This is a genomic window from Paenibacillus sp. LRG-1 (assembly GCF_057220305.1).
Genome location: NZ_CM170126.1, coordinates 2095741 through 2121396, shown reverse-complemented (window position 1 = coordinate 2121396; position 25656 = coordinate 2095741). Strand labels below are relative to the sequence as shown.

19 protein-coding genes are annotated in these 25656 nt (G+C 47.0%); 4 read left to right on the top strand and 15 right to left on the bottom strand.

Annotation, left to right across the window (positions count from 1 at the left end):
• Positions 1-485 precede the first annotated feature (485 nt).
• Positions 486-1760: an oligosaccharide MFS transporter gene (locus tag ACUUJN_RS09520; protein ID WP_034095014.1), complete on the top strand. Its 1275-nt coding sequence runs from the start codon at positions 486-488 to the stop codon at positions 1758-1760.
• A gap of 96 nt (positions 1761-1856) precedes the next feature.
• Here the strand turns inward: ACUUJN_RS09520 and ACUUJN_RS09515 are convergent, their stop codons facing one another.
• Together ACUUJN_RS09515 and ACUUJN_RS09510 are read right to left on the bottom strand one after the other, a co-directional pair.
• Positions 1857-3560 (bottom strand): methyl-accepting chemotaxis protein, encoded by a 1704-nt coding sequence (locus ACUUJN_RS09515; protein ID WP_075154055.1) that lies wholly within the window; start codon positions 3558-3560, stop codon positions 1857-1859.
• A gap of 32 nt (positions 3561-3592) precedes the next feature.
• A complete protein-coding gene (locus tag ACUUJN_RS09510; protein WP_338533698.1) occupies positions 3593-4867 on the bottom strand; it encodes an ABC transporter substrate-binding protein in 1275 nt (424 codons plus the stop codon).
• 243 nt (positions 4868-5110) lie between these two features.
• Between ACUUJN_RS09510 and ACUUJN_RS09505 the strand changes: the two genes are divergently transcribed.
• Positions 5111-5959: a copper amine oxidase N-terminal domain-containing protein gene (locus ACUUJN_RS09505; protein ID WP_023988106.1), complete on the top strand. Its 849-nt coding sequence runs from the start codon at positions 5111-5113 to the stop codon at positions 5957-5959.
• A 289-nt stretch (positions 5960-6248) separates the two neighbouring features.
• Here ACUUJN_RS09505 and ACUUJN_RS09500 read toward each other — a convergent pair whose 3' ends face one another.
• The 3 genes from ACUUJN_RS09500 to ACUUJN_RS09490 form a co-directional block, all read right to left on the bottom strand.
• Positions 6249-8090 carry an adenine deaminase gene (locus ACUUJN_RS09500; RefSeq protein ID WP_068940600.1) on the bottom strand — a complete coding sequence of 614 codons (1842 nt, stop codon included), beginning with the start codon at positions 8088-8090 and terminating at the stop codon, positions 6249-6251.
• 153 nt (positions 8091-8243) lie between these two features.
• The gene (gene helD / locus ACUUJN_RS09495; RefSeq protein WP_484669531.1) at positions 8244-10622 is read right to left on the bottom strand and encodes an RNA polymerase recycling motor HelD; all 2379 of its coding nucleotides are present in this window, start codon (positions 10620-10622) and stop codon (positions 8244-8246) included.
• A gap of 356 nt (positions 10623-10978) precedes the next feature.
• Complete coding sequence (locus ACUUJN_RS09490; RefSeq protein WP_175405266.1) at positions 10979-12010, bottom strand: FUSC family protein; 1032 nt, start codon at positions 12008-12010, stop codon at positions 10979-10981.
• A 187-nt stretch (positions 12011-12197) separates the two neighbouring features.
• Here ACUUJN_RS09490 and ACUUJN_RS09485 point away from each other — a divergent pair, with 187 nt between their 5' ends.
• On the top strand, positions 12198-13520 hold the full coding sequence (locus tag ACUUJN_RS09485) for an MFS transporter (protein WP_023988101.1): 1323 nt from the start codon (positions 12198-12200) through the stop codon (positions 13518-13520).
• Between the two features lie 93 nt (positions 13521-13613).
• Positions 13614-14783, top strand: a complete 1170-nt coding sequence (locus tag ACUUJN_RS09480; protein WP_076156954.1) for a glycosyltransferase family 4 protein — start codon at positions 13614-13616, stop codon at positions 14781-14783.
• Positions 14784-14840: 57 nt separating this feature from the next.
• Here ACUUJN_RS09480 and ACUUJN_RS09475 read toward each other — a convergent pair whose 3' ends face one another.
• The 10 genes from ACUUJN_RS09475 to ACUUJN_RS09430 form a co-directional block, all read right to left on the bottom strand.
• Complete coding sequence (locus ACUUJN_RS09475) at positions 14841-15473, bottom strand: DUF2238 domain-containing protein (protein WP_023988099.1); 633 nt, start codon at positions 15471-15473, stop codon at positions 14841-14843.
• A 25-nt stretch (positions 15474-15498) separates the two neighbouring features.
• Positions 15499-15702, bottom strand: coding sequence for a YwbE family protein (locus ACUUJN_RS09470; protein ID WP_013309792.1), 204 nt, complete (start codon positions 15700-15702; stop codon positions 15499-15501).
• 64 nt (positions 15703-15766) lie between these two features.
• Entirely contained in the window at positions 15767-16507 is a 741-nt protein-coding gene (locus tag ACUUJN_RS09465; RefSeq protein WP_028542778.1) for a DUF1361 domain-containing protein, read from the bottom strand.
• A gap of 187 nt (positions 16508-16694) precedes the next feature.
• On the bottom strand, positions 16695-18446 hold the full coding sequence (locus ACUUJN_RS09460; RefSeq protein WP_484669530.1) for a hypothetical protein: 1752 nt from the start codon (positions 18444-18446) through the stop codon (positions 16695-16697).
• 34 nt (positions 18447-18480) lie between these two features.
• Positions 18481-19440: a sugar phosphate isomerase/epimerase family protein gene (locus ACUUJN_RS09455; protein ID WP_034095012.1), complete on the bottom strand. Its 960-nt coding sequence runs from the start codon at positions 19438-19440 to the stop codon at positions 18481-18483.
• Positions 19440-20312, bottom strand: a complete 873-nt coding sequence (locus tag ACUUJN_RS09450; protein ID WP_484669529.1) for a carbohydrate ABC transporter permease — start codon at positions 20310-20312, stop codon at positions 19440-19442. Before ACUUJN_RS09450 ends, ACUUJN_RS09455 begins: the two co-directional genes overlap by 1 nt.
• A gap of 21 nt (positions 20313-20333) precedes the next feature.
• Positions 20334-21236 carry an ABC transporter permease gene (locus tag ACUUJN_RS09445; RefSeq protein ID WP_025721738.1) on the bottom strand — a complete coding sequence of 301 codons (903 nt, stop codon included), beginning with the start codon at positions 21234-21236 and terminating at the stop codon, positions 20334-20336.
• A gap of 30 nt (positions 21237-21266) precedes the next feature.
• A complete protein-coding gene (locus tag ACUUJN_RS09440; RefSeq protein ID WP_028542781.1) occupies positions 21267-22874 on the bottom strand; it encodes an extracellular solute-binding protein in 1608 nt (535 codons plus the stop codon).
• A 394-nt stretch (positions 22875-23268) separates the two neighbouring features.
• On the bottom strand, positions 23269-24474 hold the full coding sequence (locus ACUUJN_RS09435) for an MFS transporter (RefSeq protein WP_023988092.1): 1206 nt from the start codon (positions 24472-24474) through the stop codon (positions 23269-23271).
• A 19-nt stretch (positions 24475-24493) separates the two neighbouring features.
• Positions 24494-25555 carry an ROK family protein gene (locus tag ACUUJN_RS09430; protein ID WP_484669528.1) on the bottom strand — a complete coding sequence of 354 codons (1062 nt, stop codon included), beginning with the start codon at positions 25553-25555 and terminating at the stop codon, positions 24494-24496.
• Positions 25556-25656 lie beyond the last annotated feature (101 nt).

Below are 25656 nucleotides of genomic sequence, written 5' to 3'. Positions count from 1 at the left end.
TTGATGAGCTTAATGAACTATAAGGAAATTTTACACTTAGGACTTATTTCTTACAAGACGTAGATGTAGTTACACACACCCGGTAGGTCTCGTAAAAGTTTTTAATTAGTTCAAACACCCATGTAACAGCATATTCTCATGTTACCGTCATATCGCTTACATCAAGAGCTGCCTGGTTGCTTTTGGATAAGGAAATTGAGTTAACTCTCAAGCGTTCGCTATGTTAGATTTCTTTAAAATCATACGCATTCTTCATCTCTGTTCGAAAGAGTAATACATAATATTTTTTGTATATTTTACCATATTTAATCCATATCAGGATCGGCTGTTTTATTCGAATTATCAACTGATTGTAATAAGCACAGGAAATCTTGGGAAAATGCCCTATGGAAGCATCTGAATAATCCTTACAATTAATAGTACAGACAATGCATATTAACGTTGTATACAATTTGAGCCGCTACAATTTAAAGGGGTGCTTAAACATGATGAATTTGGCAAAACGCAACTATTGGTCTTTGAGTATTTTCAACTTCGCTTATCTGTTTACATGGTCTGCCGCCATGTCTTTTTTTGTCATTTGGCTGGGACAAAGCCTGGGAATTTCACAAACCTACACGGGATTTCTATACGCGGCTAATTCAATCGTCGCCTTGATCATGCAGCCCCTGTTCGGTTACTTATCTGACAAGCTGGGCTTGAGAAAACATCTGCTGTACATACTCTTTACAATCCTTTTGCTCGTCGGACCCTTTTTTATCTATGTGTACGGTCCATTGCTTCAAACGCAGTTCGTCATTGGTGCCATTGTTGGTGCGCTATTTATCGGCCTGGTGTTTAATGCAGGTAACGGTGTCGTCGATTCGTATATGGACAAAGTTTCGCGTAAATATGGCTTTGAATACGGACGGGTTCGTATGTGGGGTTCGCTCGGATGGGCGGCGGCTACTTTTGTTGCTGGACGGGTCATCAATATCAATGTAAATCTGACCTTCTGGATCGCCTCGGTATCTGCCATTGTTGCCATGATCTGCATCTTCCTGACCAAAGTCGAAATTTCCGGACAGGAGCAGCAGAAAACAGAATCGTTGAAGCTAATTGATGTACTGCATCTCGTACGTACCAAAAAGTTCTGGTTTCTTATGCTATTCATGGTTGGCGTGACCCAAATTTATGAGGTATATGACCAACAGTTTGCCACATACTTCGTATCGCAGTTCAGTTCCAAAGCGGAAGGAAATCAATTCCTTGGCGATTTGAGCGCTGTGCAAGTTTTCCTGGAATTTGTGTTCCTTTTCGTTACCCCTTGGTTTGTAAACAAAACGACCGCCAAATGGGCATTAATTATTGCCGGGTCGATTATGTCTTTGCGTATTATCGGCTCTTCGTTGCCATTCGGTTCCATATGGGTCGCTGCAATGAAGATGATTCACTCCCTGGAGAAACCGCTTATTCTGGTAGCCATCTTCAAATATATTACCGTTAACTTTGACCAGCGCCTGTCCTCCACCATGTACCTGCTGTATTTGTTTATGGGCTCCCTGGTGGTTTCCATTTTCTCGCCCATTGTGGGGCATATGTATGAAGTATTAAATTTCCCGATTACCTATGTAATTCTGGGTTCCATTGCAGGCCTGTTCACCATCATATCCTGCTTTACACTGACAGCAGACAAGAAGAATGGGGAACGGTATCTGGAGGAACGCCGTAAACAAGATTTGAAAAGAGCAAACAAAAAAGCTGAAGCAGTTCATTCGTAATCTAATGGTTTGAGCTTAACAGAACAGCGGCAGTCTAGGACTTGTTTTTCTCGTCCAAGGCTGCCGCTCTTAACTCCAGTTAATTTGAAGCTTATTTTAAATCTTGAATACCGACACCGTTTGATTCATCTCTTCCGCCCGCTTGGCAAGCATGTTAGCACCTGCAGACACTTCCTGCATGGAAGCGGTAGTTTCCTCGACCACGCTTGCGACTGTTTGAGTAGAATCGGCTGCACGTTCGGAGATTTCAGCAATTTTTCTCATAGATTCCACCATAGAAACGGTTCCTTCATTTACAGATCTTGCTTCTACAGCCGCAGTGTCCACCTCACCGCTCACTTCTTCAACGGCACCTACAATCTCAGAAAAGACGTTACCGACACCTTCGACAAGCATCATACCTTCATTTAGAGATTGAACACCTTCGTTCATTGAAAGCACGACTTCGTTTGTTCTTAAGGTAATTTCGTTGACCAGAGAAGAGATCTTGCCTGTTGCTTCACTTGCTTGTGCCGACAAATTGCGTACTTCAAAAGCAACAACCGCAAACCCTTTTCCCTGCTCTCCCGCTCTTGCAGCTTCTATACTCGCATTTAGTGAAAGCAAGTTGGTTCGGGCTGCTATATCACTGATCATAGCTGTGATCTGTTTAATCTCCGCCGACTTTTCGCCTAGAATATTTACCACTTCAGCGGATTGAGTTACCTTGGTATGCACATCTCTTATTTGGGAGACAGTCGAAGACATTCGGGTTTTCCCGTTGTTTGCTTTTTCTTGTGCTTGGGTTGTGAGATTAGCCACATGAACAAAGCGATTGGTTATGTTGTCTACACTTTTAGAAACGTCTACCGTGTAATTCAGCGTTTCAGCTATATCTGCAAGCTGTGTCTGAGATCCCTCTGCGACTTGAGTGGCACTTATAGCTATCTGCTCGGTAGCGATGCTTGTCTGTTCCGCACTGGCCGTTAACTGTTCTGCTGTAGAGGCAACCAGTAGAGAGTTATCCACGACTTCTTTTAAAAGGTTACGCAGTGAATCGCACATTTCATTAAAATCGGATGCCAGTTCCCCGACCTCATCTTTTGATCGGATACTAAGGGGTTCCACTTGCAGGTCCCCCCTCGTTACCAGCTTTATCTGTTCCGCTATCTTTAATATGGGCTTAGTGAACGATTGAGCCAGTAAAAAAGAACCAATGATTCCAAGTATCGTACATATGATCGTCAGAGAAATCATTAAAATTCTACCTGAATGGTAAGATTGACTCGATTGATTAGCGGCATCAGTAGCGTACTGCTCATTAAGTAGCTTCAGTTTATTTACATCATCTAATGCTGCCTTATAAATAGAAGAATTTCCATGAATGATCATGTAGGCCATCACTTTGTCGTTTTCTTCCATGGCAGCGGAAACCACTTTGAGATGGCGAAGATACATTGCCCACTGACCATAAAAGTTGGTGAACAGTTCTTTTTCCTCTGCCGTAGAGGCTAAACTTTGATATTCATTTACACTCTTATCCATTGAAGCAGTAGCTTTGGTTAGTTCTTCTTGATAAGTGCTGCGAACAGCCGCATCCTCTTCAAGTATCAATCGAACGGTGAGTCTATCGATTTCTGTAATCTGCTTATCCATACCCTGAAGAAGAATAACCGCGGGTAAAGACCTGTTATTTACCTTGTCAGAAGCCTCACCCATTTCCGACATCTTAATGACGCCTATAACACTTGAAAGGGACAGTACGATAACCAGTATGAGTGCTGCACTAATTATTTTTTTCTTTAACGTTAATTTAATCATCTTTATCTTCCTCCCGTAACTGGTCTCGATCATCACTGCTGAGCTTTCCAGTATATGCGTATTTGGCGCAACAGCTCAGCCTTATCTATCTTTCCACTGATGTAGCTTTGGATAGATGCTCCTGTGATGGCTGCATGATCAGGTGGAAGGGTTGACATAAACGGCAGCGTCTTTCCGCTCGAGATATACGACTTGATTGATCTTCCCAAAGGATCGGCAGGCTCTAAATCAATATTTTTGAACGCGGGTACCGTATTAGCCTTGTTTACAAGAAAATCTTGTCCGGACTTGTCGTATACCAGCCAGTTCAGAAACTTCTTTGCTTCCTCTTGCTCCTGAGGTGTGGTAGCTGTGGAGTCAATGAAAATATACTTTGTTACACCGACTGTAATCTTAGCATTGTTAGGGTCATCCGTATTATCGCTTAACGGAAGGGGCAAAAAACCGTATTCCTCATTTGCTGTATCATTGCTCTTAATCCCCGCCCAAGCCCAGTTGCCCATAAACCAAAGCCCCACTTTTCCCTCTCCTAATGCTTTAGCTCCATCGTCATACGTGCTGTCCAAAGGCGAATGCTTATTGATGCTGTTATCCTTGAGTAGGTCTAAAGTTTGTACCCATCCAGACATCACACTGTTTTGGGACATGTCTATGGAGTTATCCTGCATACCTTTAACAAACTCCGGAAAACCCCCAGGCTGAACAGAATAAGACAAAGCTAAAAGATGAGAGCCGAGAGACCAGTCCATTGGTGAAAGCATGACCGGTGCTACTCCCGTCTTCTGAATCTTAGCCATTAATGAGTTCAGGTTGCTTCTACTTTTTACCGAGGAAGCATCAAAAGCCCCACCTGTTGCTTTGTCCAGCACTTTCTTATTGTAAATTAATCCGTAGCCTTCCACTGCAAATGGAAACCCCAGCACAGCATCACTTTTCTTAACGGCGTCAAGTCCATTTTCTATCGTATCAGCTACCCACTTTTCTTTGCTTAAATCAACGGCTTTATCCAGAAATTGCTGAGCATCCCCAGGATCCAGCATCGACATGGTAGCGGGACTTCCTGAGCCGTACATCGACATCAGCTTTTGATATGCAGACGTCCCCTCAGGAGCGGTAATAATCTCCAAAGATACTTCAGAGTGCTCTTGATTGTATTGTTTTGCTACTTCTTCTAACTGAGTTTTTATTTCACTTTTGGAATTCAAAAGTGTAATCTTGGTCGTCTGCTGTGATACTGGTGAGGCTGAGCAACCTATAAACATCATTAAACATGCTAGAGAAATCGCAACTTTTAGCTGTATTCTCATTAACTTTCCCCCTAAGGATTTACTTTGATAAATTTTATGAATAATATTCAATGTTATCGACATAATTCCCCAGGAAGATTAGAAGTTTAAAGTTGGTAAATGTCGGAAGTTAATTAAATAGTACAAACTGGTTGTTACGTTAAGTTAACAGACAGGACAGCGCAACGATCTTTATCCAGTTGCGTCTTAATATGGGGTAAAGTTGCTGTGCAACAAATTAAACCAAGAAAGGAGCAATCATTTATGAAAAAAGCTTTCTTTGGGGCTTTTCTTACAATTTTTTTATTTATTTCATCGTCCACTACTTATGCAGCAGAAAATCAAATCAAAGTTGACGGTGTGACTACTACATCCGATGTGAAGCCCGAAATGAAGAACAAACGCACAATGGTACCTCTACGTGTTATTAGTGAAAGTTTGGGGGCTAGCGTCGAGTGGTCCAATTCCGAGGTTATTCTCGCTAAAAGCGATATGAAAGTGAAATTAGCAATAAATAGAAACACCGCGAAAAAAAACGGAGAAAAGATACTGCTTGATGTAAAACCATACACGAAAAATAATCGCATATATGTTCCACTTCGTTTTATTGCAGAGACGTTTGGCTGTAATGTCAATTACAACAACTTTGCAGTGACTGTTGATACTAAACCATTGTTCATAGACGGTGTACAAGTAAAAGCATTGCAATATGAATACCATATGTTTATGGGCGGCGTAGTTCAGCAAATTAATGTAAATGCATTTAATGAAACCATTTATAATATTTTTGCAAAAAACATAGGTGAAAAGGTTGAAGCACCTGCAAACTACTCTTGGAGCTTCACTATTGACACATTTGGGTCTTATTATAAAAATGCACAATATGATTTCTTAGACCAAAAAGGGAAAAGCTTAGTTCGTTTTGATATTTATTCTTTAATTAGTCCTGTTCCATCTGAACTTTCAACAGAATATCCAGAGATTTTAGTTCATGACGTATCGAAAGATGAGTGGTATTTGTTTAACGATACCGCAAGAAAATCCATTAATCAGTTAATGTTTACCGCTGGGAAGAACGGTTTTCTGAAGATTATAAGTAACACAACTGTATAATGTGATTTTTTCTAATTACACTTTTTTCGTCTCCAAAAGATAAAAGGCGAATTCCCTGCTGAATATGCTTCACATGGGTTTGCTCTACAAACCTGTTCCAATCCTGCTCTATAATCGAGGCATGATGAGCCATCTTTTCTAATGAACGATAATAGGGATGCATCTGCTCACCTCTCCTTGACTTTTATAAAGGAATCGAAGATAACTTTTTTGGCTTCGTATATGAAAAACAGGGGTTATCCCTCAGGTCTGGTCAGACCTGCAGGACAACCCCCAGCGACGTGTTCTATCAGACTTCCGCAGCATCCTCTTCCACGAAAAGAGATACCTTGCGGATGCCATCCGCTCCGATCACGACAAGCCCCTGATCCGACAGACGGATTTCAGGGATAACGACCAGTGCGAGCAGTGACAGTGTCATCAGCGCGTTGTTCAGCATGCAGCCGGATTGCTGAAGCGCCCGGCTGATACTTTCGGACTGCGCAGCCACCTCTGCAAACGGAGCTGGGGACATCAGCCCGGCGATAGGCAGCGGGAAGCGCGTCTCACCCGAGGCGGATACGACGACCACGCCACCACGCAGGGCAACAGCCTGCTTCGCCGCCTGGGTCATGAGCCCGTCATCATTACCAATGACGAGCAAGTTGTGGCTATCATGCGCGACGGTCATGGCAATCGCAGCCGGCTCGGTGAAGCCTACACCTGTTACAAGTGCAACCGCGTGACTGCCACTGGCATGATGGCGCTCGAAAACGGCTATTTTGCACAAATCCTGTGCAGGATCTGCCGTGACTTCTCCATTACGGACCGGAACGGTCATCCGCACTTCCTTCGTGTCCACGTGATTTTCCGTAACACGAATCACTCGTACAGGTACATCCCCCTCCTGTACTGGAGCCGCAATGCGGAAATCTGCAGCACTCAGCTCTCGCCCCAGATGGACGGTGTCCATCACTTCCGCAGGATAAACGAAGCCGTCCCAATCGGCGACCATTTGACCGTGCTCGGCCACCAGCTGGCCCGCTGCGATGGTAGCCGTCACATTCACTTCGGCCAATCGGCCATCAAGCAAAATAATGTCGGCAATCGCACCCGGAATGATCGCTCCGATATCCCGTGCCACGCCGAAGCGCTCTGCCGTATTCAGCGTGGCCATCTGAAACGCGGTTACGGGCTTGACGCCCTGTGCAATGGCATGACGCACGACGAAATCCATCTGTCCTTCATGGAGCAAGGATTCTGCGCTGCGGTCATCCGTTACCAGCATCATGCGGCGCGTGTCGAGACCCATTTCCGTGCTGGCTCGGATCGTCTCGGCCACATCATGCCATGCGGAGCCTTGCCGCATCTTGGCATACATGCCGAGCCGGATACGCTCGGCTACATCCTCGGGCGTGACACACTCGTGATCGCCCGTAATTCCCGCGGCTGCATAGACCGGCAGACGCCAATCATCGGAGGCCCATGTAAAATGGCCATCCGCCACCTTGCCCGCGCGCAGCGTGGCCTGAATTTCCCCGATCATCACATCGTCTCCATAGACGACACCAGGGAAATTCATGACTTCGCCCAGCCCGATCATATCCGGGCCCCAGCTTAACGCCTCTGCGACTTCCGCCGGGCCGAAGGAGGCACCCGTCGTTTCCAGTTCCGGACCTGTGGACGGCACGCAAGAAGCCACCTGCATGTAAGCAGCCAGCGGTGTCGTACGTGCTTCGTCCAGCATCAGACGAAGCCCTTTTAGACCCAGTACATTGGAAATTTCATGCGGGTCAAAAAAACCACCCGTCACTCCCAGCGGCAGTACAGCCTTAGCGAACTCAGTTACGGTCAGCTGTGTGCTTTCGATGTGACAATGTCCGTCCAGTAACCCCGGTGCCATATAGCGGCCTTCGGCTTCAATGATTATGGTGTCTTCTCCAATCGTATGACTGACGTCCCTACCGACGTAAGCGATACGAGAACCTTGCACAGCAATAGACATGCCTGGCAGCAATTCGCCCGATACCACATTGACCAGCGTTCCTCCGCGGATCACCAGCGATGCCTTGCGCTCCCCTCTAGCTGTAGCCACCAGCTCGGGTACACAGTCCGCCAGCGGCGGGCGTTGAAATACACTCTTCATGTCCATTACGTTTGTAACCTCCGTTTATGCTTCTTACCTGTTTTTCTTATTTGCTTATGTTACTGGAATACGCTCCATAATGCCAGCCAACTCTACATCTATTCAAGCATCGCATGGGTTTCTAAGGTATTTGCCCCCAGCTGATTGCCAATGTCCTCTCTATAGAACACGATCACTTTCTTCCACTTTGCGAGTATACGTATCCGAATCCCGTAAACTCACGAATGGCGTAATCTCCCCTATGCTATAAATATGCAGCAGATGCATCGCTCGCGTACAGGCGGTGTAGAATAACTTACGCTCACTCTCACGCTGGTATTGTTTCGCTGATCCGTCATAAATCAGGACCGCATCGAATTCCACGCCTTTTGCCAGGTAGGCCGGAATGATATGAATCCCCTTTTCAAAAGCGGGAGTTGTTTTCTTAATCAATTTTGGCTTCACTGACAGCTTTTCTTCCAGCGCTTCGTAGGCTGCCGCGCTTTCGTCAGCATTTTTACAAATCACCGCGATGGATTCATAGCCTTCTGCCAACAATTCTGTGACATTCCCAGCTATCTGTTGATGCAACTTTTCACGCGAATGCACCTCGTTTACAAGAGGCTTCTCACCCTTACGATTAAACGGTACAATGTGCTCTCCCCCAGCGACCATCCCCCGAGTAAATTCCACAATCTCCTGTGTTGAGCGATAGCTTCGTGTCAGGGAAATCATTTCGGTCTGATCTGCACCATACAAGTCATACAATGGCTCTGCATCCTGAAGCACCGAGGCATGGGCATAGATAGCCTGATTAAAATCACCCAGTGCCGTCATTTTAGCCTGTGGAAATAAGCGCTTGAAGAAAGCCAGTTGGAATGGGGAATAGTCCTGTGCCTCATCAATAAACACGTGACGGATGTTGCTATTAGAACGGAAACCCAGCATCAACTCACGCAAATATAAAAAGGGTGTCACATCCTCATACGCTAACTCCCCAGCCTGAATTCGTTCCAGAGTTTGTCGACTAATTTCACCCCAGCTGACGGGCAGCTCTGCATGATTCGCCAGTTGGCTCAGCAGCGTCTCGTTCATAAACAGCTCGCTGTAGAGCCGGGTCGTATCTACGAAGCGAAGCGCCTTAATCCATTTGCGCAGGGGCTTTAAGCGGTCACTGACCACCATACGCGCCAATATTTCTCTTTCACGCGTAAAATCGTCGAAGGTATCGCCCTTATTCTTGGATTTACGGCGCATGCGGTTATAGGCACGCTGATAATCCTCCGGCTCCATCAGATCCATCTGTTGATCCACCCATGGGGCGGAGCATTCTTCCTTACCAAAGCGGGCCAGCTCTTTGAGCATCCAATCCCGCAGCAGTTCCAATCGGTTCGCCAGCCGCACCGTAGAGTCGAATTCATAAAACTTGCGTGCCATTTGCTCTACTGAAACCACCTCACGTCCCTGAAAGCGGATGGGTTTAAAACGCATTCCCTCCTTTTCCAAATACGTCTTGTAGCCTGTAATCACATGTAAGAATGTCTTGGACGACTTAAAGCGGATACCCTCCATCCTAGCTTCATACCCAGGCTGTAACGACGCTGAAAGCACATATTCCAGCTGTTCAAATGGATCTTCTAACTGAAACTCCCGGCCCAAACGCCGCTCCAAATATTCCTGAAACGTGGCCTGAAGCATATTTTCCTCACCCAATTCAGGCAATACTGTCGATACATAACTGTTGAACATCGGGTTAGGCGAAAATAACACGACCTGATCCGCTCGTAAGCGATCCCGGTACTTATATAGCAAATACGCTACTCTCTGAAGCGCAGCAGAGGTTTTGCCACTTCCCGCCGCCCCCTGAACAATGAGCATCCGACTTCGATCATCACGGATGATGCGATTCTGCTCCTTTTGGATGGTAGCGACAATACTTTTCATTTGAGCATCCGAGCTGCGACTCAATACTGCTTGAAGAAGTTCGTCTCCAATCGTCACCCCTGTATCGAACATAAAACGGATCTGTCCATCACGGATCGAGAATTGGCGCTTAAGCGTGAGTTCCCCTTCCATCTCCCCTGCCGGGGTCTTATATGAAGCGGGCCCCGGCATGTTATCGTAATAAAGATTGGAAATAGGCGCGCGCCAGTCGTATATCAGAAACTCCTCATCTTGATTATCCAGCAGGGAGGCAATCCCCAGATAAACACGTTCCGCAGTCTGCCCTTCCTCAGCAAAATCAATGCGTGCAAAATACGGTGAATCAAGTAACTTTTTCAAACGACCTAACGCCTCTGTAGAATGCTTGTGTCTTCGTTCCCGCTCAGACAAAATCTCAGACTGCTGACGCAAACTGGTGGACGTCTCGCCCACATCATCCGCCTCACTGAAATTGATCGTTACCTCATCCCAGAAGTCTTTACGCATATCGACGACATCTCCGCGCACAGAACCAACCTCTGTCTCTAGCTTCCGAATACGCCCGCTAATCACTGCGGTCACATCTTCTACTCTTCGTTGTTCTTCATTCCATTGCTGTTCAGTAGTCACTGACATCGCTCCTGTTCCGTTTCCTCCTGCTCCACGCAGGGCTCCCTTGCGTACAAACTATGCTCTATTATGGACCCGGGCATACTCGCGGCATCCCCCTGATCCGGGAAAATTGACTAATCCTTTGAAGCATGCTATAATATAAAAAGAAGTATGATTTACAACTTAAGCATATGGTTTTACCATAAAACAGAGCATCCTCTATTGTATCAAGTTCAGTCCCTGTTCGCAACCAGCGGGCTTTTTTTGTGCGTTCTGGCAACCTTCTATTAACCTGTTCTTACATAATTGAATTCATTACATAAAAAAGCGACCAGCCATCTGATTGATGAATGCGGTCGCTTTTCTTTTAGGAAATTCGCCTATCTGCTCTCTTCCACAGGATGAATATGATCGGCCAGTCTGCTCAGCCTCTCCAGCTGATGACCATAGTCGTACATCGCCGCAGCTACAATGGAAAGCCGCAGCATTCCCTCCTGACAATGGTCAAAACGTGTAATCGCATGCTTCATAAATTCGCCGTTGGCTTGCTGAAACAATTCACTTTCGTCCTCATTCGGTTTTAGCTTATTTTCGAATTTCAGTAGAGCATGCTCGTGAAAACGAATCAGTAGCTCCAGATGACTGTCAAAAAAAGCATCCGTTCCCTTTGGCCGTAGAGACTGGAAGTAGTGCCTTTCCACTGCATCCAGTACCTCATATCCTTTGTGCAAACTTCCGAGCATTTGTTTGTATACTACCATTTGTCTCGTTTGACTAAACTTAGAGCGCTTGAGCTTCTTCTGCTCTTCCTCGAACAAATGATATTTGTCCGACAGCGATTTAATGGCTCCCTCCAGATTTCCTTTTTCCTCTTTAAAGACAGACTCCTTAATCTCATCGGAAATGGCAGTACGCAGCAACAAAGACATGCTGTTAAATACATTTTGAATCTGATTAATAAACTGCCTTTTCGGTTTCGGGGGAAAAACGCTAACATTGATGACAAAAGCAGACACAATCCCAATCAAAGTGAGTGCAAAGCGGGTCACCGCAAATTTCCAGTCCCCTGAGGCTTCCATTACAGAAACAACGGTCACAAGTGTCAATCCAACCGTATCAGCCATATTTATTTTCAGACATATCATAAGTACCAATACACATACCAGCCCGACTGCAATCGGCTCATTCGAAAATACCATTCCGCCCAGCAACGCCATGATTGCACCTAGTGTGCTTGTTTGGAGTTGATCCAGAAAATAACGCCACGACCTATATATCGACGGTTGCATGGCAAAAATAGCGGCTATCGCTGCCCCCACAGGCGAATGGGTGTTCAAAAGCGTGCTCAGAAAAAGGGCGAGCGTCACTGCGATTCCCGTTTTTAACACCCGTGCTCCAAAAGCCAAAGCCATCCCTCCTGCTTACCTTTCAAATTTATTCATACCGAATTACTATAATGAAAATTCAATGTAAAGTCCATGCTTTATTATTACCCAAAACAATCGGAGATCAGGAATATTTATGAAATGTACAGTTCCTGATAGAATACATATCAACAGAATTAACTTATTTTCAACAACGTCACAGGAGGAACTCATCGTGTCATGGATTAGCAAAATGTTAGAAGAGCCCCGAAAGTGGCCGCGTAATATCCGATTGTTTTTTATGGCCAATCTGCTGTACCAGATGGGTACGGGAATGTTTTCTGTGCTGTACAACCTGTATATCCAAAAGCTTGGCTTTGACGATGATATGAACGGCCAAGTGGTCAGCATGCAGGCGCTAGCGACGGCGTTGCTGTTCATTCCGGTCGGATTTTGGGGCGATCGGACGAGCCGCAAAAATATGCTGCTCATCGGCGCGTTATTCAGCGGCCTGGCCTTTCTCGCCCGTACCTTTACAGATACCAGCGGAAGCATGTTGGTATTTGCCGTAATCTCAGGTGTATTCGCCGCCTTTATTCAGGTGCTGGCTGTGCCTTTCTTAGCGGAAAGCATAAGTAAAGCCCAACGCTTAAAAATATTCAGCTATTACTCAGCTCTTGTACTGGCAGCCCAAGTCCTAGGCAGCTTCGGGGGTGGTGTACTCGCAGATGGGCTGCAGACGTGGGGAATCACACCGCTATCCAGTCTGCGGGTTGCTCTGTTCCTTGGAGGAATGGCAACATTGACCGCTTTTATTCCTCTATTATTCATCACAAAAACTACGGCAACCTTAGAAGCACCAGCTCCTGCCGAATCTTCACCTCAAACAGAACAAGTACATACGCCGCACAGTACATCCGATATACCTGACTCGGAGACGCCTGCTGCTGCTTCTGATCGCCGGGTTATTGGACAATTTGTTCTGGCCCAGTTTTTTCTTGGGTTAGGTTCAGGTCTGGTCATCCCGTATCTTAATTTGTATTTTACGAACCGCTTCTCCGTATCACTCAGCGCAATGAGTTTACTGATTGCACTCGGCCAGCTCATGACCATCCTCTCCATGTTGATCGGACCTACCCTCGGTAGCCGAATAGGACTGGTCAGAGCTGTAGTTGGCTTCCAAATGCTTTCGCTACCGTTCCTTCTCATTACAGGCTTTACGAACGTGCTATGGATCGCTTCCATCAGCTTTCTATTCAGGCAAGCGCTAATGAATGCAGCCAATCCGCTGCAAACCGCCATTCTCGTCGAACGTGTGTCAGATAAAAATCGTGGCATTGCCAACTCCATTCTCCAGACGACCTGGATGCTAGGCACCGCAGGTATGGGACCTGTACAAGCCTATTTGGTTACAACTTATGGCAACTACTGGGGCTATGCCATCACATTTAGCATGACAGGTGTTTTCTATATTTTGTCTTCCCTCGTCTATTACAGAATGTTCCGAGAAAAGCGCCCGTCCGCGGGCCAGCTTTTACAAAACCCGGCAAGCCCGTAAACAAAATCATGACACAATAAAAGCCGGAGCCTCCAAGCGGACTCCCCTGGAACGTCATAGGATAAATGAGAATGGCGGAGGAGGAATGAAGGCATGCTTCGAGTTGCATTATTTACGGACACGTATACGCCTGACGTGAATGGCGCTGCTCTGACCCTGGAACGATGGATTGGCTATCTGGAGACACATGGAGTATCTACGCTCGTCTTCGCACCGGAGGCAGACCATCATCTGCCCTCTGGGCCGGGTGTGGAGCGATTTCGGAGTATTCCCTTTTTATTGTACCGGGAATGCAGACTTGCGATCCCCAACGCCAAACAGATCAACGAGCGTCTGTCAGCCTTTTCCCCGCATTTGATTCATGTCGCTACTCCGTTTAACCTTGGCCTGTATGGAACAAGCTACGCAGCCAAACACCATATTCCACTCGTCGCCTCATATCACACCCACTTTGATAAATACCTCGAATATTACAAGCTTCGCTGGCTTGAACCTGCGTTATGGAAATACATGCTCTGGTTTCACAGACATTGCGAAAGGGTGTATGTCCCTTCTCAATCAACCATGGAATTGTTGCGCAATAAAGGAATGGGGCAGCTCGAAATCTGGAGTAGAGGCATTGATACTGACCGATTTCAACCAAAGGTGGACCGTAATGCAGTATGGAGGAAATGGGGCGTTCATGCAGATGCATTTGTTATTTTGTATGTGGGCAGGCTTGCACCGGAAAAGGGGATAGACACGTTACTGGATTCCTATCTCCAGTTACCCGACGACGTCCGCGCAGCCTCTGTGCTGGTCATTGCAGGAGATGGTCCATTGTATAAGGTCAAAACTACAGCGGATATAGGGGTACCGGAGCATGCAGTCCACTGGCTTGGTTTTGTGAAAGGGCCGGAATTAGCTGAACTCTACGCCGCAGCCGACGTATTTCTCTTCCCTTCCACCACGGAAACCTTCGGCAACGTTGTACTGGAGGCTATGGCGAGCGGTACACCTGTGGTCGGTGCCAATGAAGGCGGGGTAAAAGATAATCTAATCCATGGAAAAACAGGACTATTGTGTCCTGCTGGGGACGCCGCTGCCTTTGCCAAAGCTGTACACCTGTTGTACGAGGATGCCTCACTTCGCGATTCGATGTCCAGAGCGGGTAGAGCCTACAGCCTGGAGCAGACGTGGGACCGTATTTTTGAACGGCTACTGGACAGCTACATGGACGCAGCAACCCTACACCTCGACAGCCGTCCCATGACGCGAATGTAGCCTTCAAAAACAGCGAAATTCCAGATAGCATGATAAAAGCGAGGTAAATAAATTCTGCTAATACCTTAATTGTTTCAGCAGCTTGTTATGTACCCCACTCAACAAAATCACTGCGGTCAAGGCACCGATGAACGCAAGAAGCATATCCCATTGGGTATCCCATACATCTCCTTGTGTGCCCAAAAAGGCTTCTGCTGCCGTTCCGGTTGCCTTGGCTACAGCAAACTCAATCAGCTCGTACACAGCGCTGATCGCAAGACACACACTAACCGTGAGGAAAGTGAGCCAGCTCCCGCTTCCCAAGGCCGTTTTACGCAACAGCACTTCCCTGACAATGAGTGCAGGTACAAAACCTTGTACAAAATGCCCAAGTCGATCATAATAATTGCGCTCCAGTCCGAACGTATCCCGAATCCAGTTGAACAGTGGCATTTCGGCATAGGTATAATGTCCACCGACAATCAAGATCAATGCGTGCAGCCAGATTAGGGTGTATACCAGATTGGTAAACCGAAATCTACGGTACAAAGCCGTCAGCAGCACAGCTCCCAAAACCGCGGGTAGAACTTCCAGTACCCATGTAAAATAATCCACCGGGCGAATCAAGGACCAAATGAGGGCAAGCGCCAGCAATACAAGTAAAACAAGCGGGTAGCGATCATTTTTAGACCATGCCGTTGCCTGGTTCATCTTCATTCCTCCTCAGCCCAAAGCTCTAGCCTTCGTTCGTTACGATATGTTTGACACGCCCAACCTGTCCGTCTGCCAAACGCACTTTGATTCCATGCGGATGACGCGGGGAATTGGTCAAAATATCTTTCACCGTTCCTCGCGTCAGCTTACCGGTAGGCTGATCCTTTTTAAGTACAATATCTACCTGAAGACCAGCGCGGATATCGGATCGATTCTGTCCGTTCATTGTAGCTATTCCTCCTTTGTTTTTACATTTTTTGATGATATCCAGCCACTCAGCTGCAATCAAATCACCAGCGACGCCATTCGTCCTGGCGGTTGTTCCCCATCCAGACTACGCACATCGTGGATACATAGCTGACGAGCAAAATGACGAATACCATCCCACTAAACTCCACAAAATGAGTACGTTGCAAGGAGTCTGCCCATATGGAAGATACTTGTGCATACAGTTGAGAGGGCGCAGAAACAATATCCCATGTGTTCCCTCGAAAGAAACGGCCAATGTAAATACCCAGGCTACTCAACAAGAGTACCGCCAGCATAAACAGCCAACTAACAAGCCCACCACGTGCACGCTGTACCAATTGTCGTACGGATTCGAGCGATACAAAACCCATTGTCAGGCCAAGTACGGCTACCAGCAGCATTCCCAGTACATGATTCCAAAAGTACGGATTTCCCCAGAAGCGTTGCTCCCCGAGAAATGGATATCTGGCGAATACATGCAGCAAATCTGTGATCAAATAGGGTGTATTGGGATAAAAGAAAAGCCATGCCGCCCCCGTAATCCAGAGTAAAAATGTCCTCGTTCCCCGCCTCCACGAGCTGTACATTACATCAAGCAGTAGCGTCAACACCATAGGAATCCAGGCCAACATCATATTCCACCAAATAAAAAGATAAGGGCGGCCCCCTGAGGGCAGTCGCACGTTAATGATCCACAATGTACTGATTACGGAGCATAAGGCCAGTGCTAAAAAAACATAGAGTTTTAGTGGATAATTTAACGATCTTAAACGGGCATACATATGTGTCTTTCCCTCCTTGTAACCGTCTTGCCTTCCTGACGTTCCAATTTACACCTGTTCTGGACAGTGTACACCACAATGGCTTCAAGCTCAATGGAAGCGCTCTACCCTGGCATAAATGAACATAAAAAAACATCCGTTCTCCGGGAATGGACTTCATCCCCGAAAAATAGATGCTTACTGTGTTTTAGACTTCACTCACAGGTAAAGGCGACATACGAATGCGGATCGTATGATCAAACGGAGTCACCCAATTAACCAGCAATGTATGGCAATCCATGGGGAGAGTGGCTCCCCTTACCGAATTAGCCTTATGCTCTACGGTTGTTCCCAGCAGCTCAAACCACGCATTCCCAGATTCATAGCGCGCCATACCGCCAGTCCAACATTGAACCGTTTCGTTAACCAGCCTGTATTCCCCGCAAGTGAAGCGTCCTTCGCGCCCAAAAATAAATCGAATCTGTGTCATGCAATCTACTGGACCCTCTGAGCGAAAACGAAGCGTCCACATATCGCTCTGACGATCCACATCGACCCGAATTTCATGCTTTTGTTCATGGGTTAATGGCCGTTTGTGATGCGGAAGCAAGTACCACGGACTGACTTCCTCCTGCGAGGTAGGCGGCAGATCTAAGGTCGCTACAGGGCCATAATAACCTTTGACCTGTGTGCCCGACAGAGTCCAACCATGTTCGTGAGCTGTCAGCTTCTGCATGGGTACAAAACCAGGCGAGAAATACGATGCAGCCTGAACCGCCAATAATCGTGCATCTCCGTGCCGCAACGATAGGAACGATGAAGCCTCGGTCATCAGTGTGGCACTGGTATCCTCCTGCCGATATCGAACGACTGGCGCGCCAAAGTCCGTATGCAGTCGGCTATGATAAATCTGCTGGTGATGGCCTGCCTCATCCATTCGACTCAGATAGTCAGCCCTTGGGAAGTCTCCGTTCAGTAACTGGTTGTAGGTGACAGGTAATGTAGCTGGCAATACTTGACGAGTTTGCAAACGCGGATCTAGTAAAAAGCGCACAGCCGCATTGATAGGAGCACCACCCGGATGATCCATGACTTGAATAGCGGCGACAGCCATCGCTTCAAATATAGCGTCCTCATCCTCTGTAGCCAGCATGGCATATGGTAGAAGATAAGAAGATAAGTTCATGATCACCCCAAAATCCTGTCTCCCTGAATACTCTGTGACCACTTCACCATCAGGATGGACAAGGTACACCATCATGCGTAAATTACGGCGCACCGACTCTAGTAGCTCCGGCAGTTTTAATAATCGGGCAGCATGAATCAGCATAATATCGCTAACGGCATTATAAATTCCGTTGCTGCGCTCCGTCCATTCGCCATCTGGCGTCCCGTCCAGCCCTTCGGCTAGCCAAGCCTCAGCCCGCACGAGCGCCTCGGGCAGATCAAACAGCTCATGTAGAAATCCCAGCGCAGCACACAATACCCAACGGTGATTTGGCGTATGGCAACCTCCGGTCAGCATGACCGGAATCGTCCGCTCCAGAAACAAGTAGATCGCATCAGTCACCCGACGCAGCTCCAGCCAGTCGTCACCAACCAGCAGCTGATAGACCTGGGCGTAGCCTACCACCACGAACGCTGTATCCGGTGGCGAGTGAAAATTGGTCCAGCCCGGTGAAATAGAACCGTCCTCATGCTGCACACGTAGCATGTACTGCGCAGCCAGCTCCAGTCGGATGAGTACATCCTCATTCCGATAATATGCAGAATCCGGATTGACGAGCGCTGCCGCCCAGATCGCCATTGCGGCAGGAGTACCAACCGAATGATTAGGCCAGGCGATTCCATTCTCATCATCAGTCACTCCGCCGTAATAACGGCTGTCAGCATCCAGTACCTGATGGTCCATACCTGGTTTTACCCAGGCATCGTTGATCGCTACGATTTTACTATACATTCCTCTCAACCCCTGTAATATCCATAATCGTTTATCATCCTTGCGGCTGAAGCTTCGCTATCTTACTTGTCAGCAACTCATGGCTACGTTCAATATCCTCCGGCTGACAAGCTGCTTTCAGCTCATAAACCTTAATAGGGGCCTGCCGGATAATATTCACGAAACGATCAAAGAACTCCAGATCACCGCTATGAATATAAGGGCACCAGTGATCAGATAATCCAATGGTTTCATGAATATGAACACCGAGAATATAGTCGATCATTTCATTGGCTTCCTTGGCGTTGTCGTACAGTCCCATTCGGTCCATAATCATACCGTGTCCAATGTCATACCACAGATAGACAGGTGCACCCTTCAAACGATCTATAATCGTCTTTGCCTCCTGCAACGTAGGCATCTGATAGCAACGTGAACGCGTTTCAATGCCAATGGCTACATCATATCCCTTGGATGCGATGCGGTCACACACCTCTTCCAGACTATCACGGATGCGTTGTACATAGTGCCCACTCAGTGAATTCCGACGCTCCAGCATTTGGCCCCACAACGTTTGATAAGCAGCAGAATCCCTGCCCTGCTCATTGAAAATATCCTCTAGTTCCTCACTGATATCATATGGAAATGGAACCTCTCCGGGATGCACAACTACCGCTTTTGCACCATAACGATGCGCATATTCCGCAGATTGCACCAACAGCTCTATCGCACGTTGTCGCTTGCTTTCATCGTCAAACCCGAGCAGAACGGAATCCGTGCCGTAATCCGGGTCTGGTGTATGAGGAAATGTATTATGCACACTCGATATGCCGATTTCTCCCCGCTCAATCATAGGCTCAATCGTCGTCAGCATTTCCCGGGTAATGTTATAGTTCAACTCCACCCTGCTAAAGCCCAACTGACGGATTTCCTCTACAAGTTCTCGGCCGACCGTATGCTTTTTAATATTCCAACAGGTGGAAAAGGAATATTCCCCCTTCGCCTTCATTATCATCACCCTTTCACCGCTCCCACCATCACGCCGCTGACAAAATATCTTTGCAGCCACGGATACACTAGCAGAATTGGAACCGTTGCAAAAATGACACTTGCTGCCTTCAACCCTTCAGGCGTAATTCTCGCGCCACTGGCTCCTTCCAGCCTGGTTAGCTCGGATACCATATTATTTTGAATCATTTGATACAGCTTGAGCTGTAACGGGAACAAGTCGGGGGTTTGAATATACATCAGCGTATCCTGAAATCCGTTCCAACGGCCTACACCGTAAAACAGGCTTAATGTCGCCAGCACAGGCAGGGACAGCGGTAGTACAATCCGAAGCAAAGTGCCGAACTGGCTGCTGCCATCGATTTCTGCTGCTTCTCCCAAGCTTTCTGGAATCCCATTAAAAAAGGAAATCAAAATAATCAGATAAAACGGGCTGATCAGCCCTGGTAAAATAAGGGACCACATATTATTCAACAAATGTAAGTCGCGCACCAGAATGTATTCAGGAATGATGCCGCCGCTGAAAAACATCGTTACTACAATAATGAACATAATCGTTTTACGACCTCTTAGGTGTTTCTTTGTTAATGGATATGCTGCGATAATTGTCATTAACATACTCAGCACTGTCGTGATCAGCGTCAGCATAACTGTAAACCCGAGCGAACGGATCATGCTCATATCAGAAAAGACCTTTCCGTATGCCTTCAAATTGAACTCTACTGGGAACAAAGTAACTTCCCCGGATGTAATGGCCCGGTTCGAGCTAAAGGAAATAGACAAAATGTGAATAAACGGGGCCAAGCACAGTAGTACAGCCACACCCACTAACACGGTGGTTACGATATCAAAGGTGCGATTTGCAGTACGTTCACTCATCAGATGTCAGCTCCTTTCCCCTTACATAATACTTTCATCTGTCAGTTTCTTGGAGGCATAGTTAGCTCCTAATACGAAGATGAGACCAACCACAGCTTGGAACAGGCCTACCACCGTTGCCAGCGTATATTGCCCGGATTCCATCCCGATGCGATACACGAACGTGCTAAGTACATCGGAATAATCTCGAACCGCCACATTTCCAATTACATAAGGACGATCAAAGCCAATGGTGATCATATTACCCAAATTAATGATAAGCAGCGTAGCAATAGTCGTTTTCATGCCAGGGATCGTAATGTACCAAATTCTTTTCATGCGTCCTGCACCATCTACCTCGGCAGCTTCGAACAATTCCCGGTTAATCCCGGTCAAGGCAGCGAGGTACAAAATCGTTCCCCAGCCTGCACTTTGCCACACTCCTGTCAGCAGGTAGGTGAGTACCCAGTCATTTTTATCTGTCAAAAATGGAATCGCCTGAAAGCCGAGCGAAGTAAGCACATTGTTGATCATGCCGGACTGCGTACCAAACACCTGGTACACAATCCCGCCAATAATCACCCACGAAATAAAATGGGGAACGTACAAAATCGTTTGTGACAGCTTTTTAAACCAGACTACTTTCATTTCATAGAGCAAAATCGCCAAGATTAAAGGTGCTGGAAAAGATACCAGCAAATCAAGCAGGTTTAGCACGATGGTATTGCGCAGCGTTCGATAAAAATCATCCATACGAAACACTTCTCTAAACGCATCGAACCCGATCCACTCACTCCCTGTAATTCCCTGAAAGAAGTTGAAATCCTTAAACGCGATCTGTACTCCCCACATCGGACCATATTTGAACACAATGAAGTAGGCCAGGGGCAGCACAAGCAACGCGTATAATTGCCAATATCTGCGGAAGTAAACGTTCCCTTTCATGCGCTGTCTCCTCCTTTACTTTCCGCCTTCTTACTTGCCTGTCATGGCCTTATAAGCTTCGGTACGCTCATCCAATATCGCTTGACCACCGCTCACCATATAATCCTTCAACGCCGCTTCGAATGTTGCATCAAACTGCGCCGGAGGCACCATCACGGATTTAACGACCATTTCGTCAAACTTATCCAGCAATGAGTTACTGTATTTGGACTCGGCTTTAATCGGATGGTCAAATTTCACTGGTGAAATTGTGTCCGTGTTGGAAATATCCATCGCCTTGCGAACATCCTCTTGGAATTGGGACGGCATGCCCAAAACAAAGGCTTCCTTGTTTTTGTTATCGTCTCCTGCAATCTTGCCATTCGCAATAATGACCACATCACCCTGATTATAGATACGATCCTGCGCTTCTTGTGTCGGTTTCTCCTTGGCAACTGGAATTCCGTCTTTCAAGGTATAGTTCTCGCCTTCCACACCATTTTGCATATCAAGCAGCACCTTCTCGGAAGACATCCAGTCGAGATACTTGATCGCCTCAATCGCATGCTCACTGGATTTAGGTACCATAATGTAGAGTCCATTGGATGCAAATTCTGGCTTGGCGTGCTTACCCTCACTGTTGGTATAAGGGTCCATTGGAGTCAGCTTCGCTGCGGACTGGTTAGCCAACAGATTCGGATAGGCGGAGTCGTTATAATAGATGTTGTCGTAATCTTCACTGAAAAAACCGGTATTTCCGCTTTGAATATCCTGAGTCAGCTGTTTTTTGTCCTTATCCAGACCAAAGTCCTTGCTGATCAGATTCTCATTGTAAAGCTTGTTCATAAACTGAACTCCATCCTTGAATCCAGGTAGCAGGATTGGATAGTCACGGGAACCCAGCTCTTGGGTTAGCGTATATTTCTGCTCATCTGTCACTGGCTTAATAAAAGACCACAACAGCGGATCATATTGCCCCGGCTCCATCGTCATTCCCAGCGGAACGACCTTACCGCCGGTCTTGCCGGGGTCTTTTTCCTTGAACGCTTTTAGCGTGTTGTATAGTTCGTCTGTCGTTTTAGGAACAGGCATATTCAGCGTATCGAGCCAATCCTGACGAATAAAAGAGGAATATTTCCCTAAGATGGTACGTTTGCCGGGAATGGCGAACTGCTTGCCCCCCACCTGACCGTAGCTGAGCGTATCTTCACCGAGGAATTTTTTAAGATTTGGGCCGTACTCATTCAGCAGAGGGGTCAAGTCTGTCAGTCCACCCTGCTCCGCATACCGTTCAAAGGTTCCGGAATCATAAGTGAACACGATATCAGGTACATCACCACCGCTAGCCATCAGAACATTCAGCTTGGTAACTTCTTCGGAGCGCTGAACGGGCACGTACGTCAGATCAATATCGTTGGGTTTGCCAAAGTTTTCTTTTGCATAACGAGTTAAATAGCTGTCAGTAATGGTATAGCCCTGAGGTGTATTGCCTCTGTCAAAAATTTCAACCTTCAATGAACCACCCTTGTTTCCGGTAGCGGTCGAAGCCTTGTCCGCCTCACCCGACGAGCATCCACTCAATACAACCGACAGTGCAACCGTAGCTGCAAGCAGCAGACGAAGCTTCTTCAATGTTCCTCCAGCCTTATTCCCACTCATTCCTGAACACCCCTTTGTCTGCTTTTCCCGTTCGTCGCCTCTTCTGATGAGGAGGTTATGACATTTCATGCATCGGCATGAGTCTGTCCCTTTTGGTCCGGGATGTGCCTTAGTATGACATGACCGCAGGAAAACTGACAATAAACTAGTTTCCCAATCATAAACCGGTTGATTGAAAGCGATTACTGAACATGATGAAGCGCTTACTCTTATTAAAAATCACTATTTTCCTGTGAATAAACCATTTTCTTTGTTCGTTTCGTGTGAGCTATAGTTCCATATCACGTGATTCAAAAGTTTTTCGCACGAAAAAAAGAGCATCCTCACCCTCATCAGGGATTCGATGCTCACACTACATTTTGTTAATTTCAATGAAATACTAACGTCACTACTCCTACTGTGAAGTCTCTGAAGGGAGGCTCATGGATAGCTTGCGTACCTTCCCTGTTTTCCCATCCTTACGGCTACGTGATACATAAACCATCATTAATGCCCCCAAGGTTGCGCTGATCAGACACGCCAGGTTCATTAATTGCGGCCCTCCAGCGTGAAGAAGAAAGCCATTTAACAAATTACCTACAATCCCTGCCAGCCCGGCAAATACCATATTGAACACGCTTTGTCCGGTCGCTTGCATATCCTTTTCAGTTACATGTGAAACATACTCGACCGCTGCAATGTAGAAAAAACCAAATGACAATCCGTGCAGCACCTGCACAGCAATCATAACGGTAGGGTCGGGAAAAGCTAATTGAATTCCCCATCGAATCATATAAGCGACTGCCCCTAGCAAAAGAGTTCTCTCTAACCCAATCTTTCGAATCACTCGTGAAGCGAGCAGCATTGAGGGGACATTCGTAATGGACGCAATCAGCAGAGCAACCCCGACCAAACTCGTAAGTCCTCCCGACATCTTAAAGGCCAATACAAAATAGGTGTTGAATGCAGTTAACGTCTGATTTACTAAAAAACTGCCCCCCAAAAATATTAAAAATGTCCTGTTGCGTATCAATTGACCAATGCCGTCCGAAAACGATTTGCGCAGCACGAGATCTTCCTCCGTATTTTTCGGCAACGCCAGCGCCGTCAGGGCCGCAAGACTGTTCAGCACCAAAAAAGGTACCCACATCATAGTCACAGATAACAGCGATACAAATAGCCCCCCGGCGTAACCGCCCACCGCATTGCCTATACTCGCCATAAATCGTATACTGCCATAGGTCGTTCCTGCCTTCTTGGCCGCCACAATCGCATAGGAATCCGCAATCGGCGCCTGCGTTGCCGTAAATATTGCCATAGTTGAATACACAAGCGCCATCAGAACAAAACGCTCCGACTGATAACATACAGCCATAATTCCCGGAACCGCTACACTCAAAATGAGCACCAGCCGCATTTGACGATATTGATCCACAATAATTCCCCATATCGGCTGAACCAAAATGGATACCAGCGTACCAATTGCCATCAGAACACCGACACTGCTGCTCGTCAATCCATTCTGAACCAGCAGTAATGTCAAATATGGATTAAACATGCCCCCTGCCAAGCCAATAAACAAATAGAAGCTTCGTAGCTTCAGCATTTGTGAGCCTACCATCTGGAAACCTCCCTGTTGTTTAGCGTACCGAGCTGTCCAGAATCGTAGCCAATGCTCCGATGGCCCCGGCTTCATTACCTAGACCAGCAGGTACAATAGTACAAGGAATATCCGTCCATAAGGCTACTCTTTGCCGAATTTCATCCAAATAATACGTGTTACCTTCTGCTACACCGCCACCTACAACGATCATTTCCGGGTTCAGCAGGCTGATCACATTCGTCAAAGCCATCGCCATATGCACTAGTGCAGGCTCTAAAATCATCTGTGCTTCTACATCCCCTTCGGACGCCGCTTGCAATACATGTCTCGCCCCTACCTCGTCCCTGTTTCCTCCTGCTAGCCGGATCATGTGTGTACCTGGTATGCCAGAGGCGAGTGCTGATTTTACACTGCGCGTTATTGCCGTCCCCGATGTTAAAGATTCGAACACACCGAACTCATCCGTCCCTTTCTGTTTTGCTGCTTGCCGTGCCTGTTCCTCGCCTGCAATCCAATAAGCCATTTCACCTGCTCCGCCTGCGGCTCCCTTATACATCTCTCCATTTAAAATAAGGCCACAACCGATACCTGTTCCCACCGTTATCATCATCACATGCCGTAATCCCCGAGCTGCCCCTAACCATTGTTCTCCCAAAGCAGCCATATTCACATCATTATCCAGCACTAAGCGACCACTGTATCGGTGTGCAACGATAGATCGTATACTTTCATGCGCATTACCGCCATGCGTACTGTCGCCATGTATACGATCTTGAACACTCCATGGAATTGCCGGGGCGTGGGTAATCGTTCCGCTATCGTTATCCACCACACCAGGGAAACCGATACCTATGCCTTTTAACTGTGCCAGCGACAAGCCTTCCTGCTTCAGACAATGGTCCAGCTCCTCAAACAGACTCTCAAAGAAAAAATGGGCATCCTTCGTATGAACTGTCGGAAATTTATGCCTCACCACTACTTGCCGCTCCGCTGTGCCGATACAGATCAGCGTCTTCGTCCCGCCAACATCAATGCCTGCGGCCCAGCCGGAAGCCTTCGGCTCATCCCTGTGTTGCTTTTGTACATACATGTCCGCCATAGCCATCCTCCGTCATTCCGGTTCGCCATCATGCCTGCCAATACATCGGCTGTTGACGCCCTGTAGGTTCAAGATATGGACATAAGTATCGCATTTGAACA